This window comes from Streptomyces sp. A5-4 (assembly GCF_051131715.1).
Taxonomy (GTDB): domain Bacteria; phylum Actinomycetota; class Actinomycetes; order Streptomycetales; family Streptomycetaceae; genus Streptomyces.
Map to the genome: position 1 here is coordinate 8923435 of NZ_CP178591.1, position 14088 is coordinate 8937522.

General features: G+C 67.6%; 12 protein-coding genes and 1 pseudogene. 4 read left to right on the forward strand and 9 right to left on the reverse strand.

Features of this window, described 5'->3' with window-relative positions; all coding sequences use genetic code 11:
* Position 1: 1 nt before the first annotated feature.
* The gene (locus ACLLJJ_RS41795) at positions 2–439 is read left to right on the forward strand and encodes a hypothetical protein (RefSeq protein WP_434600059.1); all 438 of its coding nucleotides are present in this window, start codon (positions 2–4) and stop codon (positions 437–439) included.
* A gap of 271 nt (positions 440–710) precedes the next feature.
* On the opposite strand, the gene ACLLJJ_RS41800 is transcribed toward ACLLJJ_RS41795, so the two are convergent.
* From ACLLJJ_RS41800 to ACLLJJ_RS41830, 7 genes are all read right to left on the reverse strand, one after another.
* Complete coding sequence (locus tag ACLLJJ_RS41800) at positions 711–2600, reverse strand: TniQ family protein (protein ID WP_434600060.1); 1890 nt, start codon at positions 2598–2600, stop codon at positions 711–713.
* 3 nt (positions 2601–2603) lie between these two features.
* On the reverse strand, positions 2604–3212 hold the full coding sequence (locus ACLLJJ_RS41805) for a hypothetical protein (RefSeq protein WP_434600061.1): 609 nt from the start codon (positions 3210–3212) through the stop codon (positions 2604–2606).
* 192 nt (positions 3213–3404) lie between these two features.
* Positions 3405–3992: a DUF6262 family protein gene (locus ACLLJJ_RS41810; protein WP_434600062.1), complete on the reverse strand. Its 588-nt coding sequence runs from the start codon at positions 3990–3992 to the stop codon at positions 3405–3407.
* Positions 3989–6613: a tyrosine-type recombinase/integrase gene (locus ACLLJJ_RS41815; RefSeq protein WP_434600063.1), complete on the reverse strand. Its 2625-nt coding sequence runs from the start codon at positions 6611–6613 to the stop codon at positions 3989–3991. The genes ACLLJJ_RS41810 and ACLLJJ_RS41815 overlap by 4 nt, the downstream gene beginning before the upstream one ends.
* A complete protein-coding gene (locus tag ACLLJJ_RS41820) occupies positions 6610–7788 on the reverse strand; it encodes a tyrosine-type recombinase/integrase (RefSeq protein ID WP_434600064.1) in 1179 nt (392 codons plus the stop codon). The genes ACLLJJ_RS41815 and ACLLJJ_RS41820 overlap by 4 nt, the downstream gene beginning before the upstream one ends.
* A gap of 105 nt (positions 7789–7893) precedes the next feature.
* Positions 7894–8553, reverse strand: coding sequence for an AAA family ATPase (locus tag ACLLJJ_RS41825; RefSeq protein WP_434600065.1), 660 nt, complete (start codon positions 8551–8553; stop codon positions 7894–7896).
* On the reverse strand, positions 8550–9521 hold the full coding sequence (locus tag ACLLJJ_RS41830) for a hypothetical protein (RefSeq protein WP_434600066.1): 972 nt from the start codon (positions 9519–9521) through the stop codon (positions 8550–8552). The genes ACLLJJ_RS41825 and ACLLJJ_RS41830 overlap by 4 nt, the downstream gene beginning before the upstream one ends.
* A gap of 86 nt (positions 9522–9607) precedes the next feature.
* Here ACLLJJ_RS41830 and ACLLJJ_RS41835 point away from each other — a divergent pair, with 86 nt between their 5' ends.
* The 3 genes from ACLLJJ_RS41835 to ACLLJJ_RS41845 all read left to right on the forward strand — a co-directional run bounded on the left by ACLLJJ_RS41835 (position 9608) and on the right by ACLLJJ_RS41845 (position 12913).
* Positions 9608–9877, forward strand: a complete 270-nt coding sequence (locus tag ACLLJJ_RS41835) for a DUF5372 family protein (RefSeq protein ID WP_434592523.1) — start codon at positions 9608–9610, stop codon at positions 9875–9877.
* A 174-nt stretch (positions 9878–10051) separates the two neighbouring features.
* Positions 10052–10540, forward strand: a complete 489-nt coding sequence (locus ACLLJJ_RS41840; protein ID WP_434592526.1) for a helix-turn-helix domain-containing protein — start codon at positions 10052–10054, stop codon at positions 10538–10540.
* Between the two features lie 273 nt (positions 10541–10813).
* Positions 10814–12913 (forward strand): recombinase family protein, encoded by a 2100-nt coding sequence (locus tag ACLLJJ_RS41845; protein ID WP_434592529.1) that lies wholly within the window; start codon positions 10814–10816, stop codon positions 12911–12913.
* Positions 12914–12922: 9 nt separating this feature from the next.
* Here the strand turns inward: ACLLJJ_RS41845 and ACLLJJ_RS41850 are convergent.
* Together ACLLJJ_RS41850 and ACLLJJ_RS41855 are read right to left on the reverse strand one after the other, a co-directional pair.
* A pseudogene (locus tag ACLLJJ_RS41850) lies at positions 12923–13264 on the reverse strand (transposase); the annotation flags it as partial.
* A gap of 84 nt (positions 13265–13348) precedes the next feature.
* Entirely contained in the window at positions 13349–14071 is a 723-nt protein-coding gene (locus ACLLJJ_RS41855; protein WP_434600067.1) for an IS6 family transposase, read from the reverse strand.
* Between the last annotated feature and the right edge of the window lie 17 nt (positions 14072–14088).

A 14088-nucleotide genomic window follows, 5' to 3' on the forward strand; every position in this document is an offset into this window, starting at 1 on the left:
CATGGCTTTTGTGGTCGTCGCGACGGCCCGCTCTGCAGCCCGAGCCTGGTGGACCAATGTCCAGCGGATTCTCGCCACCCTTGAAGCTGACCGCGCCGTGGATGCTGAGCAGTACGAGGAGCAAGTGCTGGCTGAGATAAGAGAGTTCACGAACGCGCTGTACCAAATCCCTGGGCGTAAGGCTCCCGCAGGCGATGCTTCTACATCGGTCGTTCGCCCGTGGGCGGACCTCATGACGCGTACTTCCCTCCACCTCATCGGATCCATTCACCGGCAGGCAAGGAGCGCCTTGCAGGCTGGTGAGCTGGAGGAACTGCGAAGAGAAGGGGAGGCGATACATCGCGTGATCTCTTACTACCTGGTGCAGCTCACGGAGGAGATCGGCGGAGGCCGCGTAGATGACCTGATGCTCGGCCCGCCAGTGCCAGACTTTCTGTAGGCGCATCACCGTGCCTGCCACCTACTCAACCCGCAGCGGTGGCAGGTGGCGAAGCGGCGGAGTGCCGATGCGAGAAGAGATCGACATCACTCAGCGCCAACCGCTGTACCGATGTCCTAAGCCGTCCTAAGCCCGTACTTGGCCCGAGCGGCCAAGTACGGCGCTCAGTCACAGGTGGAGTGTGACGACGCAGCATTGTTGGCAAAGAGCGGCGCAGGTGGTCGCTGGTCCCAGTGCTGTGACGCTTCGTAGTCGGCAAGGACGACGCAGCCTAGTTGGCAAGCTGCCGTGACGTTATGTGACCTGATTGCGTGAGGACCTTGCTGGCGTAGACCGGCAGGAGGTTGTGGAGGTGCGTGTAAAAGGGGGCACTCGGTCGCGGGCATCTCATGAACGAGATCAGTGTGGCGTCGATTGCGAAGGTCCCTGCGTACGGCGCTGCGGTTGACTCGATGCCGGGGGCCAGTCTCCACTCGCTGCCTGTGATTCGGGACCAGACCAGGGCGGAGAAGCAGATGTGGAAGCGTTCGCTACTCCGTGAGCCCGCGTAGATGATGCGTCGCCGAGCGGGATAGTTCTCGATGATCTCCTGCATGTCCGATTCGGGAAGGGTCCAGTCCGAGAAGTGTTGGCGCCGGGCGAAGTAGTCGGTGGGTGGCTGCCGGACGACGTGGGCGGTGAAGCGTCGGAACAGGGGGGACAGGTCTGCTCGGCGTCCGTGTAGGCGTTCCTCCAAGGGACGAAATTTCGCCCAGTTGTCCATCCACTCCGGAGCGATCCTGAGGTAGGCCCCTGCTTCTTTCAGCGACATGCCTGTCGCGGCCTGGACGAGATGCGCAGCGAGGCCCCTGCTGATCGCCATGCTCGTAGGCGAGCCGCTCGCGTGACCGAGCGGCGTCGTGATCATTTCCGACCATTCAGCAGGAAGCTGTTGGGGGATCGCCTGCGGTGAGTAGTTGCGCCGGCGGACCCGCAGGAACCCTGGCAAGGCAACCTGAGTGGGCAGCGGCTGGGGGAACCGCTGGTCGAGCAGCTGTAGAACCTCGTGCCGGAAGAGCGGTGAGCTGTCCCGCCGAAGGGTCAGCCATGTGTGGCCCCAAGCGCTGTCGTCGCGAGGAGGCAGGTGGGCAACGAGTCGGCCGAGTTCCTGGCGGAGCTCCGGCAAGGGCAGGTTCAGGATCCGCGCCGAGATCGCCAGGTGCGCGGCTGTGCCGCGGGCCGAGAACACATCGCTGTCCCATCGCGTATGGACGGCGGTGGAACTTCTCAGCGACGGAGCCGGACCTGGCCGGCTGAGGTCCTGATCGAGCGCCTGCGCGAGCGACCCGCTGGGTGCCAGGTCGGCTGCTAGCGGCCAGGTGGCCCGGATGAGCGCGGCCAGAACGAGGAGGTCCGTCATGCGGTTGTGGCCGGCCAGGGGATCCAACGGGCTGTGGGCGCCGTAGGGGCGGGCATGCAGAAGGCGTTGTTGCAGGTCGAGTAGGTCGTCCGATGGGATGTCGCTGTCGGTGAGATGAGCGGTGTCCAGCCGGGCGCCGCAGGGCCCTCGTCCGGGCTCGACGACGTTGCGGCACTGGGCTGGATGGAGTGGATCAAGGCGCGGTGAGGTCATCAGGCCGCGTGAGTTGCCACGGATCATCTGCGCTGGCAGCCCGCAGGCGGGACAGGTGGTGCGAAGGAAGCAGCGGTGTTCCAGGCAGGCGAAGTTGGCCGCCATCCGCCATGCCAGCTTCCAGGGCCCGCCGTGGCGTTGCTGGATGGCCGAGCCATTGCCGGCGAGGCAGGCGGGGCAGTAGCGCGTCGATGTCGTCAACAGCCAGACGGGGAAGACGCCGCGGGGAGCGGGCGCCAGGCCGCGCATGCCCAGGAGGGCTTCGGCCACGGGCGGGTAGTTGTTGACGTAGGGCTTGAAAGTGAGTGCATCCGCATCCTGCGTCGGCATGCCGGTGGTGGCGCAGAACGCGGCGAGGACGTCTCTCTCGAGCATGAACATATGGCGCGCGGGCGCCGAGTGGCTGCGCGGTCCGATCAGGCCGGTGTGCTGCATAAGGGCGGTGGGCTTCATATCCAGACGATGGGCAAGCCGCAGGATAAAGCCGTGAAGGTCCTCGCCGGGCAGCGGTGCCAGGCTCCGGGGCAGTTGTTCGAGGGGGCGGCCCATGGATCAGCCTGCGGCCCGGTCGCTGCGGGGTCCGTGGTCGTCGAAGACAGTATTGCGGCCTCGCGAACGGCTTTTGGGCCTTGGCTGCGGGGCCGTGATCTCGCTGTCCGGGGGATGGGTGAGGTCCTCGCGGCCGATGACGATCTCGTCGAGGAGGTCTTCGTCCAGGAGCTCCCTGCCTGAGGCCATGGCTTCCAGGCAGCCGTCCTCGATCAGACGGCCGAGTAGCCCGACAACTCCGCCGGTCCGGCGGAGCAGGTACTCGGGCATGGTCCCTTGGGTGAGCATCCCGTCACGTGCGTTTAGCAGCCGCAGGTGTTCTTCGATGCCCTGAAGGTGGTCCAGGAACGCGTCGCTTCCGGCGGTTGTGGTGGTGCGGAACCGGTCGAGGTCAACGAGTTCGAAGCGGCGCTCAGTCTGGGTGACCTCGAGGCCGTGGACCCGGGTGGACTCCAGCGGCGGCATTACCCAGGAGCGTTGCTTGGGGTGCCAGCGGGCCTCGCGGAGCAGGCCGGTGCCGGGGATGTTCACTCCGGTGAGGATCAGGGTGACGTCCAGTCCCATGAAGGCCCGGATGAGGTCCAGGACGTCCTGGTCGTCGGCGCGATGCATTCGCAGGCGGTTGATGTCGTCGATATTACCGACCGCAGGAGCTCGGATACCGGCTCTGAACTGCGATGTTTCATAGACTACATGTCCGCGACGGGGAGTTGGGGCCGTTGCCGAAGTTTGTCCGGGTGGTCTCATGGGGCGGCCCATCCACCGGGATGGTGGACGGGCCGCGATCTGGTCAGAGGAACAGGATCAGGTCGCCGATCCCGGGTCGGTGATGCGGGCTTCGAGGTCGGCGACGCGGCGGTCCTGGAAGCGGAGGTTGGAACGGGCGGCCTTGAGGCGCTCGTCGAGGGTGCGGTTGTCGGCCGTGAGCTGACGGACTCGTTGTTTGAGGGTGGTGTTCTCGGTGGTGATCCGTTGAATGGCTTCCTCGGTCCATTCGGCTTCCAAGTCCCTTATCTGGCCAAGGAGTTCACCGATTCGGGTCCGCTGGGTGAGGATCTCGCCGTGGGTGGCCTTGAGGGCGTCTTCGGCATTCAGAGCGCGTTCGCGCCAGGTCGTCTCACGTTCCTCGTCCTGGTCGGCGAGCAACTGGGTCCGGCGGTCTCCGGCCTCGGCCATCGCGGAGGCGATGACGGCTCTGGCCTCGGGATTGTCGTAGAGGAAGGTGCGGGAGACGTCCGCGCGACGGGCGACGGCGGCAACGCTGACCTGGGCCTTCTCGCGCCGGAGTCGGGTGATGGCCTCGCTGACCCGCTTCAGGGCGGTCTCGGTCTTGTGGCGGCGGGCGGCCAGGGCGGCGGCGGTGCGGGGTTCGGGAACGGCAGCGGTCTTCATGCGATGTCCTGCTCGGGGTCGTTGTCGTCGGTTATGTACGTATCGCTGTACTCGTTCTGCTCTTCGTCGCCCGCGTCGGCGAGGTCGGCGGCGCGGAAGGCGGTGGACCAGACGCGGTGGAAGTAGTCCTGGGGTTTGCGCAGGTCCAGGGCGAGAGCGTCGTCGAGTAGGCCGAGGCCGGCCAGGGCCTTCTCCAGGCCGTCGATGGCGCGGGCGGTGGGCTCGAAGTAGCGGTGCAGGTAGTCGGCCGTGGCGTCGTCTGGGGCGCCCTCGGCCAGCAGCCGCCATTGTTCGCGCTTGCGCTGCCAGTAGAGGAGGTCGGCGCCGGAGAGGACGAACTTGTCGCAGTTGTGACAGTCGAGGTTCCAGGGGCAGGCGCCGCCGTCGACGACGGGCTGGAAGGTGCAGAACCCGCCCTCGGCGGGGGTGCTGCGGCGGGCGAGGTCGATGGCGAGGGCCTGGGCCCGCTCGCGGGTGAGCGGGGTGGTGTCACCAGCAAGGAGTTCGCCGGGTTGGGCGGTGCCGGGGCCGGCGACCCAGACGTGCTGGAGGACGTTTTCCAGGTCTTCGCTGGTCAGATGTACGTAGTGCTCTGCCATCCGGTCCGAGACCTGGCCGAGATAGCGGCGGATGTGGGTCAGGGTGGCTCCCGCCCGAAGCAGGCTGGTGGCCAGCGTGTGGCGGGCCTGGTGGGGAACGAGCTGGCCGAGGTCGAGCTCGGTGATCCATTGCCGGAATCGTCGGTGGAACCACTGGTAGGACAGGGCGGTGGACCCGTCGGGGTTGCGGACCTTGCTGGTGAACAGGGCGAGTTGGGCGCGTTCGGCACTGGTTGGGCGACGTCCGTGCCGGGCGACGAAGCGGTCCAGCGTCTTGCGCTGCCGCTCGGCGAGAGTGTCGTAGAGGCTGTCGGGGATACGTATCGCCGTGTCGTAGTTGCCGACCTTGGTCTGGTCGTGCCAGAACATCGCCAGACCGCCGTAGCGGCCGATGCAGTTCCAGCGCACTTTGAGGACCTCGTTCACGCGGCGGCCGGTCACGACGATGGTCTCCCAGACGTCCCGCATCCCCTGGTCATCGGGATCGTGGGTCTGTGCGAGGTGGGCGAGGTTCGCCTCGTCGGCCAGGGCCCGGGCGACCTCGTCGGGAAAGGGCCGCCGGGCCCGAAGCGGCTCGCCCCCGGCGAAGGGCATGGCGATGATGAACTCGCGATCCAGGCCGAGCTGTTCGGCCGCGCCGTTCTCCAGCGCGTGCCGCAGCAGCTTGCGGACTCCGTTGAACACGTCGGTGCGGGTGACGGAGGTGACCGTCGACAGCTTGCCGTAGAGCCCCTTCATCACCAGCGAGGGCAGCCCATGGCGTTCACGGTGCTGCTGATCGGCGATGAAGCGGTGCATGATCTCCACCCGCAAAGAGCTCGGGTCATGGCCTCCGCCCGGGGCATCGACCTCCATGAACGCGCTCAGCTCGGTGCAGGCCCGGCGAATGCCGTCGATGGGCACCGCGGTGCGCGGGCGGTGGGGCGAACGGATGAGCTCCGCGGTGTAGTCCCAGAGCAGGTCACGCAGCCAGCGCTGAGTGATGCGAGTCAGGTCGATGTGGCTGGCCCGGTGAGGGAAGCGGATGCCGAAGTGGTCGGTCTCAAGGAACCCGGCATCCCGCGTCTGTTCGGGCGTGAAATAGACCAGCCGCAGGTAGTGGAGCATCTTCTTCACGATCGAGGTGTGGAAGCGCGGGAAGTCGTCCAGGTCCAGGTCGGTCAGCGAGCCGGCGTCGCGTTCACGCGCGAGGTTGACGAGCTTCTGGATCCAGTCCAGGCGCCAGATGCTGTGCCGATCCTGCTGGGTATGGGCAAACAGGGCGTACTGGATCTCGGCTCGCAGCAGCGGCCGCAGACCGCGCAGGTTGACCAGTCCCGGCCGCGGGGCCGGATCGACCGTCGCGCACCATCCGCGGAAGGCATCCTCGTCCGTGCAGGAGACCGGGACGGAGTGTCCCTGGCTCTCATAGCGCTGCCACCAGCTGGCCGGAAGAGCCGCCCCGCCGGGGCGGCGGTCGCGCTTGTAACGGTGCCAGTGCCAGCTGCACAAACCCAGCGGCGACTCTGCCTGCCCGGGGCAGACCGTGGCCTTGCAGTTTCCGTAACCCTCGCGGGGCGCTTGCTCGGCAACCCACTGCTCGAAGTCCGCCGCGGAATCGCGCGGGGCGACGTAGTACTTCCAAGAGCTGTAGTGGTAGCGACACAACCGCAGGTCGGTTCGCGGCTCCGCCGGCCGATCGGGGCAGATCAAGCACGGGCCCTCGCGCTCGAACTCGGCCCGGGACAGCGGCTGTGCCGCGGTGAGGAACTCCGCCCGCGTCGTGCCCGACTCCCGCGCCTTTCCCCACTGATGAAGGTGGTTGGAGCACAGGTCCGTCCCTCCGGACCGGACGCGTTCGCAGGCGCCGACGACGCATCCCCACTGGTAGACGGGGTGGTCTTGGGGAACCCGTACGAGTACTCCACGGAAGATAGGATCGAAGAACGGGGCACCGATCAACGCGGTGAGGATCTCCAGCCGGTCCCGGCCCTCGCGGTCGGGACGTTCGGTGTAGAGCGGCAGCAGCGAGTTCGCGGTCACTTCGTCTCACCCCAGACCGAACGCAGTGCGGCATCGAACACCGGGTCGTGGACATCGACATGCCCATAGACCTCATCGACCATCGCGGCCGACGCCCAGCCACCTGCGTCGCGGGCGATCAGGGTGTTGCCGTCCGCGGCATCGAGAACCGCCGAGGTAAACGTGTGCCGGAAGGCATGGGGTTTCACCAGCCCCAACCCGGCGCGTTTCCCGGCCCGGCCGAGCATCCGCCGGGCGCCGACCGGCGCCCACGGCTGGCCGGTATCAGCGCCGTGCAGCTGGACCAAGAGCATGCCGTGCCCGGCGCCGCGCGGGTACTCGGTCGTCATGTACTCGAAGTAGGAGTGCACCATCGCGGGACTGACGCGCTTGATCAGCCCGCCGGTCACCGTCCCGCGCTCGACCCGCCAGGAGTGCTTGGTCTTGGCCTCGGCCCGGTTCAGGTTGCCGGGCCGGTGGCAGACGTGCAGGTGCGGGGTGCGGCACTCGCCGCAGGCCGCGTTCTCCCGCAGGTGCAGGTCGACGAGGTGCAGCCCGCAGAGCTCGCCGATCCGAAGCCCGCCGTCGGCGAGCCAGTCGACGACCAGCCGGTCACGGGCGGTGTTCACCGTCCCCAGCAGCCTCTCCCTGGCCCCCTCCGGCAGCATCTTCGGGTGCCGGCGGTGCGGCCCCTTCGGCGCCAGGGGGTTGGTCGGCAGCGTGTTCTTCACATGCCCGAGGAACGAGCGGCGCCTGTCCGCCCGCGTCGGCAGGCGGGACTTGTCGAGCTTCTTGCCGAGCTCGCCGTTGATGCCGCGAGAAGCCTGCAGCAGGTAGAAGCCCTTCAGGCAGGCGGCCGCGGTCGACAGCGCCGAGCGGCCGTAGGGGCGCTTGCCCACCCGCCACGGTTCTCCGAGCGGTATGCGAACCTCGGCGCCGACGATGCCCATGTACCGTTCCAGATCCCGCAGTTGGACCGTGCCGAAGGTCAGGCACTCACGCTCCAGCCACCGCAGGTGGTCCACCAGGTAGTACGCGTAGGTCTTCTGCGTGCCCGAGCCCTCGTGCTCACGCAGGAACCGGTCCGCCTCCGTGTGCAGTGTTCCCTCGGGCCAGACGATCGTCCACGACCGCTGCCCGTCCTTCCGCTCGATCCGCTGGACCCTCAGGTCCCCGACCATGACGTGCCGTACCACTTGTCCTCCGTACCGACTCCAGAACATGACTGACGTCCCGGACACGGTCGGTAAACAAGCCCAGGACGTGCTGATCACAGTCCCAGACGGACATCACTGGCAGGACTACGGGCGGTCGGTAAAGTCGATGATCAAGACCTTCACCCCGTGGTCTCTGAGCGACTCGGCGACCTGGCGGACGAGCTGCGGCAGGGTCAGGCTCCGGGACGGGGCCCTGAAGAAGTTCAAGATGGTGACGCAGGTGCTCTTGGGTGTCGCGGTGACCGGAGCCTGGACGTAGACGACTGGGGAGTGCAGGTCGACCGTGCCCGGCACGGACGCTGGGTTGGCCGACTTGTGAAGTTTCAGCCACCGGTCTTCGAACGCGGCGACGACCCGGCAGACGGTGGCGGTCTTCCCATGCTGGCCCCAGCCGCTGACCATGGCCCCGGCCAGAGTCGGGTCTCCCTTCTTGCGGGTGTTGGCGGTGAGCCGGCGGTCGATCAGCCGGGACACCTTCGCCTCCATCGGCGTCTCCTGCAGCGGCAGATTCACGTTGGTCATCTGCCGGAAGGTGTCGTAGTCGTCACGTCTCCTGAGCGGCAGCGTCGCCCAGTCCAAGGCGGACAACCGCTGGGCCGGCACCAGCAGACCGCGGGTGGCCCGGAAGTGCTGCCAGCCGGCGAACGTGTCGCGGCTGGGTGTGTCCGACAGGATCAACTCGGCGATCCTCCTCCGGGAGGGCAGACCAGCCAGCAGATCGCGTGCCACCGTCCTGTTGGTCATGCGTCGTCCCCCGGTTCGTCATCCAGATCGGGCAGCAGGAACAGGCTCCGCTTCCGCAGGGCGTCATCGAGCAGTTGAGGAGCGGCCGGTGGCCGGCCGAGGTCTTCGCGGCGCCGGCGTAGTTCCGCGTCGACGGCGGCCTGGACGGTTCGCACGTCCCGCGACCACGACGGTTCGGCCAATTCCTCGGCGGCCACGTACGGACTTACCTCCTCAGCCGCCGTCTCCTTCGGTGGGGGGCGGTCGGATTCCGCTGCCCGGCCTTGGGCGGTCAGGCGGGACCGGGCGACCTTCTCCTTGCGGGTCATCTGGCTGGGCCACTGATCGACCGGGTTCACCGTCCGGAGGATTTCCAGGAGCAGGGGCAGAAGCTCGGCGTCGCCGAGGGGCTTGAGCTTGCGCTGGCGGACGTCGGCCATGAGGGCCTCCACGGTCTTGTCCGAGAAGGCAGGAATCTCGCCCTGTGACGAGAGTCCCGTCCAGCGCAGGTCGTGCCACGTGTCGTGGTCGTCCGGGTCCTGGAGGAAGACCTTGCGGCGATCGCGCCGGTCGCTCCGGACGGCCCATCGCCCTCCGTGTCGGCCGCCGCGGGCCGAGGGGCCCTGGAAGCGGGGCTCGTCCAGCACCGGGTCGTAGTAGTAGAGCCCGAGGATCTTCACCCCGCGACGCGGATGGATCATCACGTCGTGCTTGCGCAGCAGCTTGTAGTAGAGGTCCGGGGTCGGGATCTGCATGGCCCAGCCACCCTGGTGCATCGCTGCGGCGAACAGTGAGTTCGGGCTGTGCTGCCCGCCGGGCTCCCAGCTGGGGGCGTACTCACCGAGGGCGTGGTTCTGCCAGATCTTCACGATCCAGGTCGCGATGACGTGTTCCATCTGCCCGATCGTCAGCACCGCGTCGGCCTCGGGATCCGCGCCGCGGTCGGCGACGTCGGTCCCCGTGAACCCCAGCAGGTGCTCGAGAAGCATCGTCTTCAGCGAGCTGAAAGCCCGCTCGACCGCGAATTTATCGCGAGTCGTCGACTGCACCCGATCGGGACAGTCGGCCTGGATTTGTGCGGGTCACGCACCGGTTCCACCCGTGGTTCGGGAAGGAGTTCGCGTTCGTGGATCGTCGGCATACCTGGGACGAGGACCGGGTCTCGATGGTCGGTGAGGACGGGGCGGTGACCTCGCTGCCTGCGGCGTGGACCGATATTGACCCTGTCGATCCGTTCGTGGTGCTGGCCGCGGGACGCTGCCCGTTCCGCATCACGGATCTGCTCGCCGTCGCGGATCACCTGGATGCCCTGAAGGTTCGAGGTGTCGGCGGATCGGCGCCGTGAGCGTCGCCTGATCCACGCCGTCACCGGGCTTCACTGGAAGGCGGGGCGCGCGAAACTCGTCGGCGGTAGCGCGTTTCACCTGCTGGTTTGCCTCCGTGCGCCCCGTCGGCGGCCTTGGCCGCCGACGGGGTCGGCGCGAACCTGATGACAGGAATTTGGGCAGAGAGGCGACTGATGACGACGATGGTGGAGGACCCGAAGGTGGCGGCGCTGGTGGCGACCCGGTCGCTGAACCCGCGCCCGGAGAAGGTGACCGACGTGGTGTTTCTGGCCTCGCGGTTCTGCGACGCCAGGGACGTGGTGCAGGTCAAGTACGAGATGGTGCGCCGGGTGCGGATCGACAAGGTGCCCGTCACGCAGGCGGCCCGTGCCTTCGGGTACTGCCGTCAGGCGTTCTATGAGGTCGCCGCTGCCCTGGACGCCGGCGGCCCGAGCGCCCTGGCCGCCGGGAAGCCGGGCCCTAAGGGTCCGCTGAAGCTCACCGAGGCGGTGATGGTGCAGGTCGAGGGCTGGCTGGCGACCGATCCGGCCCTGAAGTCCCGGGAGCTGGCCGAGCGGGTGGAGGCCGTCTTCGGCTTTCCGGTCCATCCGCGGTCGGTGGAACGGGCACTGGCTCGTCGGCGGGAGTCCAGCGACCCGGAGGAGCCCATAGTCCGGTCCTGAACCGGACGTTGCCGCGGGCGTTGAGAACTACGAGCGTCTGCGCGGGGCGTCCGCTGGGCCGCGGCACGGGCTCGCGGTGCTGGCCGCCAAGGGTCTGGTCACGTTCCTGCGGGTGACCGCCGCCCTGGTGAGCGCCGTCCCGCGACGGCTTCCGGTCTCGGCGGCGCCACCGAGCCTGCCGGGACCGGTGGAGCCGGAAATCATCCGTGTCTGGTCCCGAATGGTCCTGGCGCATGCCCCTTGACCTGCGCGATTCACGTACTGGAGTGGGAGATGGATGAGCAACTGTTCGGGCCCGCGCTCAAGGTGACTGCTGATCATCTGACCCGGGACGCGTATCTCTATGTCCGCCAGAGTTCGATCAAGCAGGTCCTGCACAACACCGAGTCGACGGTGCGGCAGTACGGGCTCAAGAGCCGGGCCATCGCGCTGGGCTGGCCCGCCGACCGGATCATCGTCATCGACACCGACCAGGGCCAGTCCGGCGCCACCGCCACCGACCGGGAGGGCTTCCAGCGTCTGGTCACCGAGGTCGGCATGGGCCACGCCGGAATCGTGCTCGGCCTGGAGGTATCCCGCCTCGCGCGCAACAACACCGACTGGCACAGGCTCCTGGAAATCTGCGCGATGTCCGGGACGCTGATCCTGGACGAGGACGGCCTCTACGACCCCTGTGATTTCAACGACCGGTTGCTGCTGGGTCTCAAAGGATCAATGTCAGAGGCGGAGTTGCACCTGCTCAAGGCACGTCTTCGGGGCGGACAGCTGTCCAAAGCCCGGCGCGGGGACCTGATCAGTCCTATTCCGATCGGCTTGGTCTACGACCCTTCGGGCAAGGTCGTACTCGACCCCGATGCCGCGATCGTCGCCGCGATCCGCGCGGTCTTCGACTACTTCGACGCCACCGGCTCGGCCACCGCTGTGGTGAAGGCGTTCAACCACGACGGTCTGCGACTGCCCCGGCGACTGAAGCACGGCCCGGACAAAGGGAAGGTCGTCTGGGCGCCGGCCGCGCATTCACGGATTCTGAAGATCCTGCACAACCCGCGCTATGCCGGAGCGTTCTTCTACGGCCGCTACCAGCACAAACGCAGCCCCGGCAGCGGGAAGAGCGGGCCACAGCTGCGACCACGCGAGGAGTGGATCGCGCTCTTCCCAGGCCACCACCCCGGCTTCATCACCTTCGAAAAGTACGAGGCCAACGAGGCCAAACTCGTCGCCAACGCCACCGCTCACGGGAAAGACCGACGGCACGGCCCGCCGCGCGAGGGCCCCGCCCTGCTGCAGGGCATCACGGTCTGCGGGATCTGCGGACGCCGCATGACCGTGCGCTACCACCAGCGCAAAGACCGTGTCGAGCCCGAGTACGTCTGCCAGGCCAGAGGCATCGAGCACGGCAACCCCGTCTGCCAGCGCGTTCACGGCGCCGGCGTCGACGCCGCCGTCGGACATCTGCTGGTACAGGCACTGACCCCGCTCGCGCTGGAGGCCGCCCTGGCCGTCGCCGAGGAACTGGCCACCCGCGCGGACGACGCCGACCGGCTGCGGGCCGCCACCGTCGAACGTGCCCGCTACCAAGCCGACTTGGCCCGGCGCCGCTATCTCGCGGTCGACCCGGACAACCGCCTGGTCGCCACCAGTCTGGAGGCCGACTGGAACGCCTGTCTGCGTGAACTCGCCGAGGCCACCGACACCTATGAGAAGACGAAAGCCTCCGGCATCGGCGCCCTGGATGACACTCAGCGGGCCCGAATCACCGCTCTGGCCAGCGACTTCCCGAAACTGTGGAACGACCCGGCCACCCCGGTGCGGGAACGCAAACGCCTGGTCAGGCTACTGATCACCGACGTCACCCTGGCCCGCGCCGAGCAGATCACCGCGCACGTCCGCCTCCGTGGCGGCCAGGAACACACCCTGACGATGCCCGTTCCGCTGGCGTCCTGGCAGATCCGCCAGACTCCACCGGAAGTCGTCACCGCCATCGATCAGCTCCTGGACGACCACACCGACGGCCAGATCGCCAAGATCCTCACCGACCGCGGCCACCTCAGCGGCAGCGGACACCCCCTCCAGGCCCGGATCATTCAGCACATCCGCACCGCCCACCGTCTCCTCAGCCACCCCCAACGACTGGCCGACCTGGGCATGGTCAGCCTGCGCGAGATCTCCCGCCGCCTGGAAGTACACCCCAAGACCGTCAAGAAGTGGCGCGACGACGGACTGCTGAGCGGCCGCCTGGCCAACGACAAGGGCGAGTACCTATACCACCTGCCCGACCCCGACTTCACCCGCCCCCGCACCGGCCGACCACCGGCCTACGAACTGGTCGACAACCCAACACCCGCCGCATCAACCGAAAGAGGCGCAGTATGAACCCCGAGGTTTGTCCGACGGCCGCAAGGTGCGGGCGGGAAGGATGTTGCAGCCGATCTCGTCCTGGGCCTGCACGATCTGGTGGTTCTTGTAGGGGGCGCCGTGGTCGGTGGTGACTGTCTCCGGGGCGAAGAACGGCAGGCCCGCGACCTTGTGGCCGGCGAAGTCGGCGATGATGTCGGCCGGGACCCCGGGGTAGGGCCACTGCATCTCCTCGCCCCAGCCCTCCCGCATCGGCAGCGGCATCATCACGTCCCGCAGCAGCATCGCGATGTCCACCGAGGTGTCCGAGACCATCGTCAGGCGGAAAGCGCAGCACGAGTGCGTGTAGAGGTCCAAGGCGAGAGTGAGGACGACCGGGCGTTGTCAACTTGTTGGAGCCTGCGGTGGCGTGATCGGGTTCGGGATGTGTCTGGCCGCGGTGGGGTCCCTGGGTCAGGCCGCAGCGGGCAGGCCGGCACCGGTGGTGATCTGCCTCCAGGTGGTGAAACGGTCGGTCATCTCGGTGCGGTGGCCGGGTGCGGTGAGGCGGTGTCGGCGGGGTCGGAAGTGTGGGGAGATCCGGCTGAAGGCTCCCAGGAACCGTTGGGCTGAGCCGACGGAGCGGAAGCCTTTCATCGCGCGTTCGCGTTGCCGGGTCGGCTGATGGGAGTTCTCCGCCCGGTTGTTCAATCCCTTGTGCGCGCGGTGCTCGACCGACGGCAGCACCTCCCGGAGCGCGGCCCCGTAACTACGGAGCTTGTCGGTGACCACCACCCGCGGCACCGACCCGGTCCCCTTCAGCAGTTTCTTGAAGAAACGCCTGGCCGCAACCGTGTCACGGCGACTGGTCACCAGAATGTCCAGGACATTGCCGTCGGCGTCGACGGCCCGCCACAGGTACTTCAGCTCGCCATTGATCTTGAGGAACACCTCGTCCAGATGCCATTTATCGCCCGGCCGCGGCTGGCGTCGGCGCAGGGCGCCCGCGTAGGCAGGGCCGAACTTGCGGGTCCACTGACGGATCGTCTCGTACGACACGACGACGCCGCGCTCCAGCATCATCTCCTCCACCTCACGGAAGCTGAGGGGAAAGCGGTAGTACAGCCATACGCAGTGCGCGATGATCTCCGGCGGGTAGCGGAAACCCCGGTACGACGCTGCCTGTACCGACTCCACAACCTGCCCCTTCACCA